Here is a 4,357-nt window from a genome sequence, read left to right as displayed (position 1 = left end):
ATTCGGCCGACCGGAATCCGGCCGGATTCGCTCCGGGGCAACTTGTCTATCTTAGCAAGCCCGCGGCTCTCGCACCAAATCGGTGCGGGCTCTTGGAAGCTTGAAGATCATCTCCGCTTGAGGCCGGCGAGCTGAGCAGCTCAGCCGCACCTTTGGGGTGATGAGTATTACTTTAGGAGCCCGGTCGAGAGGGCCACAAATCGCGCCTGCAGCCCGGGCGTGTCGCGCGGATTTGCGCGGAAGCACCCGCCCAGCCGGCCCCTGACGCAGTCAGGCGAGCTCGACCTGCGGCCTAGTCCGACTGCCTGATCGCGGCCTCCAGCCGGGCCACATCGGTTCCATCGTCACGGACCTCGAACTGCCGCCCCTCGACGAGCACCGTCGGCACGTACCGGAGCGGGGTGCCCGTTCGACCGAGCGTGCGGGAGCTCGCGGCGTCGTTGGCGCGCTGGACCCACTCATTCCAGCGCCCGGACTCGACGGCATCCCTGAGCTCGGCCGACAGGCGCACGCCCTGCGCGCTCGCGATCTCGAGCAGCGCGAAGTCAGTGGGCGCAGGACCCGCCGCATCACGCGGCTGCGCTTCGAGGATCGCGCCATAGACCGCGGGGACCCTGTCGACCTGCCCGCTGTCGGCGATCGCGGCCAGCAGGTTCATCGCTCGCGTCGAGAACCCGGTGACGTCACCGTGCTTGCCGCTGACGTAGTTCACCGGGTGCAGCCGGAAGGTGATCTCGTCGTCGGCGATGAGCGCGGCGAGACGCTCGCGGGTGGCCTCGTCGAAGTGGCGGCAATAGGGACAGGCGGCCTCGGTGAACAGATCGACCGCGACCGGCCCGGCACCGAAGGCGAATGCATACGAGTCCGTCCCTCGGGGTGCCTCGGCACGCTGCGCAGCGGGAGCCTGCACGGGTTCGGCCACCGGTGAGGCCTGAGAGCAGCCGCCGATGCCGAGCGCCATCGCGACAAGCACCCCGGCCGCCGCGCAGACCCGACGCCGGCGAGGCGCGTACCGCACAGACATTTGTCGCATACAAGCAGTGTCGGTCGAGAGCCTGCCCGCCGCAATATGACGAAAGGCCCGCCGAGTGGCGGGCCTTTCTGAAGACGCGGTTCGCTTACAGAGCGTTGACGTCGAGCGGGATGCCGGGACCGAAGGTCGTCGAGACGGCGCCCTTCTGGATGTAGCGGCCCTTGGCCGATGCCGGCTTGAGGCGCTGGACCTCATCGACGGCAGCCTTGAAGTTGTCGGCGAGCTGATCGGCGGTGAAGCCGGCCTTGCCCACGACGAAGTGCACGTTGGCGTGCTTGTCGACGCGGAACTCGATCTTGCCGCCCTTGATCTCTTCGACGGCCTTGGCCGGGTTGGGGGTCACGGTTCCGGTCTTCGGGTTCGGCATGAGGCCACGGGGGCCGAGCACCTTGCCCAGGCGACCGACCTTGCCCATGAGCTCGGGGGTCGCGACCGCCGAATCGAACGCCGTGTAACCACCGGCGACCTTCTCGATGAGCTCGTCGCCGCCGACCTCGTCGGCGCCGGCGGCCAGAGCGGCTTCTGCCGCGGGGCCCGTCGCGAAGACGATGACACGTGCCGTCTTGCCCGTGCCGTGCGGCAGGATGACGGTGCCACGCACCATCTGGTCGGCCTTACGAGGGTCGACGCCCAGCTTGAGCGCGACCTCGACGGTCGAGTTGAACTTGGCCGAGCCCGTCTCCTTCGCGAGGTTGACGGCTTCGACCGGCGTGTAGAACTTGCCGGCCTCGATCTTCTCGGCCGCGGCCCGATAGGCCTTGGACTTCTGTGCCATGTCTGGTTCTCCTTGAGAGAGGGTGGTCGTCGCGCCTGGCCGGCGCTGCCACGAAAGTGTGTGAGGGGTTACGCGTCGACGGTGATGCCCATGGAGCGGGCAGTGCCGGCGATGATCTTCTCGGCGGCGTCGAGGTCGTTCGCGTTCAGGTCGACGAGCTTCTCCTGCGCGATGGCACGGACCTGCTCGCGGGTGATCTTGCCCACCTTGTTGGTGTGCGGAACGCCCGAGCCCTTCTGCACGCCGGCGGCCTTCTTGATCAGCTCAGCGGCGGGCGGGGTCTTGAGGACGAACGTGAACGAGCGGTCCTCGTAGACGGTGATCTCGACCGGGATGACGTTGCCGCGCTGCGCCTCGGTGGCGGCGTTGTACGCCTTGCAGAACTCCATGATGTTCACGCCGTGCTGACCCAGCGCGGGGCCGATAGGCGGAGCAGGGTTCGCGGCGCCGGCCTTGATCTGAAGCTTGATCAGACCAGTGACCTTCTTCTTGGGAGCCATTGGTTTCCTTCTTTCTGTTCGAGTGCGCTGGCCATCAGGCGATGGAGCGCGCGCTCTCCCGCGCGGCGGACGCCGGCGGTGGACCGTGGAATCTTAGACGAAGAAGCTGGACGCCTCTTACAGCTTGGTGACCTGGTCGAAGCTGAGCTCGACCGGGGTCTCGCGCTCGAACAGCGAGACGAGCACCGTGAGCTTGCCGCTCTGGGTGTTGATCTCGCTGATGGAGCCGGGCAGGCCCGCGAACGAGCCCTCCTTGATGGTGATCGTCTCGCCGATCTCGAAATCGACCTCGGCGGGGATGGCGCGGGCTGCGGCCTTCTGGCCCTTGGCCCCCGCGCGACCGGCCGGAGCCGCCTCGACCTGGACAAGGCTCTTCAGCATGTCGAACGCCTCGTTGAAGCGCAGCGGCGTCGGGTTGTGCGCGTTGCCGACGAATCCGGTCACACCGGGCGTATGCCGCACGACCGACCAGCTGTCTTCGTTGAGGTCCATGCGAACGAGGACGTAGCCGGGGATGCGCACACGGGTGACCATCTTCCGCTGGCCGTTCTTGATCTCGACCACGTCTTCCATCGGGACCTCGATCTGGAAGATGTAGTCCTGCATGTCCATCGACTGGATGCGGTTCTCGAGGTTCGACTTCACCCGACGCTCGAAGCCGGCGTACGAGTGGATGACGTACCACTTGCCGGGCTTCATGCGCAGCTCGGTCTTGAACGCCTCGTACGGGTCGACCTCGGCCTCGGCCTCGGCTTCCTCGTCGGCGTCCTCAAGCGCGTTGACGACGGCCTCAGCGTCTTCCGAGGTGGGAACCTCGAGAGCCTCGTCGACGACCTCGTCGGCCTCGGGGTCGGAGGCCTCGGCGATCGCATCGAGCACTGCGTCGAGGTCAACGCCGTCGCCGTCAGCACCACTCACGTGCAGGGCACCGTGCTCGGCGGCATCCACATCGGCCTCGTCGACCGCGTTGATGCTGCCCGTCTGCGCCTCGTCGTCTTCAGCCGACTGCTCTGCGGCGGTCGCCCAATCGACGTCTTCGCGCTCACTCTTAGCCACTGCTCACCAATCCATTTCTGTTACTCGGCCTGTACGCACCAGCGACAGACCGTCTGACCCGTGATCAGGAACCGGTACCGGAACCGAAGGCCAGCAGCACGAGCCAGCCGAACAGCTGGTCGAGGCCGAACACCAGCGCCATCATGATGATCACGAAGATCAGCACCACGCCGGTGTAGCTGAACAGCTCGCCCCGCGTCGGGGTGACCACCTTGCGGAGCTCGCCCACGACCTGACGGAAGAACAGAGCGAGGCGCGCGAAGGGGTTGCGGCGCTCAGCGCGCTGTCTCTTCGCAATCGCTACGACGTCCTCGCTGGGCTCGTCGATGACTTTTCGGGCCACTCAGCTCACCTTTCACGGGCCGACACATCAGCGCCGGCTTGCAGGGCGGACAGGACTCGAACCTGCAACCTGCGGTTTTGGAGACCGCTGCTCTACCAATTGAGCCACCGCCCTATGGGCTGAAATCTCTCTTCCAGACCGAGAACGCACGACCGGGATGATCATGAATTCGGGCACGGGAAAGCTTGGCAGATTTCAACTACCTCGGACAGTTTAGGCGAGGCATGAGGGGGGCGCAAAACGACCAGTGCCTCACAGCAGCCTGCGCTCGAGCGCCCACGCCGTCAGCTCGTGCCGCGAAGACAGCTGGAGCTTGCGCAGCACGGCGGAGACGTGGGTCTCGACGGTCTTGATCGAGATGAACAGCTCTGCAGCGACCTCTTTATAGGAGTAGCCCCGAGCGATGAGCCGCATGACCTCGCGCTCGCGCGCGGAGAGCCGGTCGAGCTCTTCGTCGGTCTGCGCCTGCTCGCCGGCTGCGGCGCCGAAGGCGTCGAGCACGAACCCTGCAAGACGCGGGGAGAAGACGGCATCGCCACCGGCGACGGTGACGACCGCGGCACTCACCTCGGCGCCGGAACTGCCCTTCGTGATGTAGCCGCGCGCGCCGGCCCGGATGACGCCGACCACGTCTTCGGCGGAGTCGCTGA

General features: G+C 66.4%; 6 protein-coding genes and 1 tRNA gene. All 7 read right to left on the bottom strand.

Annotation, left to right across the window (positions count from 1 at the left end; genetic code table 11):
* Positions 1-292: 292 nt before the first annotated feature.
* Positions 293-1,024 carry a DsbA family protein gene (locus ACM2XV_RS12840; protein ID WP_487027203.1) on the bottom strand — a complete coding sequence of 244 codons (732 nt, stop codon included), beginning with the start codon at positions 1,022-1,024 and terminating at the stop codon, positions 293-295.
* 94 nt (positions 1,025-1,118) lie between these two features.
* On the bottom strand, positions 1,119-1,808 hold the full coding sequence (gene rplA, locus ACM2XV_RS12835; RefSeq protein ID WP_344772491.1) for a 50S ribosomal protein L1: 690 nt from the start codon (positions 1,806-1,808) through the stop codon (positions 1,119-1,121).
* 68 nt (positions 1,809-1,876) lie between these two features.
* Positions 1,877-2,308, bottom strand: coding sequence for a 50S ribosomal protein L11 (gene rplK, locus ACM2XV_RS12830; protein WP_344772493.1), 432 nt, complete (start codon positions 2,306-2,308; stop codon positions 1,877-1,879).
* 117 nt (positions 2,309-2,425) lie between these two features.
* Positions 2,426-3,364 carry a transcription termination/antitermination protein NusG gene (gene nusG / locus ACM2XV_RS12825; RefSeq protein WP_344772495.1) on the bottom strand — a complete coding sequence of 313 codons (939 nt, stop codon included), beginning with the start codon at positions 3,362-3,364 and terminating at the stop codon, positions 2,426-2,428.
* A gap of 64 nt (positions 3,365-3,428) precedes the next feature.
* Complete coding sequence (gene secE / locus ACM2XV_RS12820) at positions 3,429-3,707, bottom strand: preprotein translocase subunit SecE (RefSeq protein WP_344772497.1); 279 nt, start codon at positions 3,705-3,707, stop codon at positions 3,429-3,431.
* A 41-nt stretch (positions 3,708-3,748) separates the two neighbouring features.
* Positions 3,749-3,821, bottom strand: a tRNA-Trp gene (locus ACM2XV_RS12815).
* 138 nt (positions 3,822-3,959) lie between these two features.
* Positions 3,960-4,357 (bottom strand): response regulator transcription factor (locus ACM2XV_RS12810; RefSeq protein WP_487027202.1); only part of this gene is annotated, 398 nt, incomplete at its 5' end.

This window comes from Gryllotalpicola sp. CP2-P1 (genome assembly GCF_057512245.1).
The sequence above is the reverse complement of the archived record's forward strand: the minus strand, read 5'-3'. Positions and strand labels throughout refer to the sequence as shown.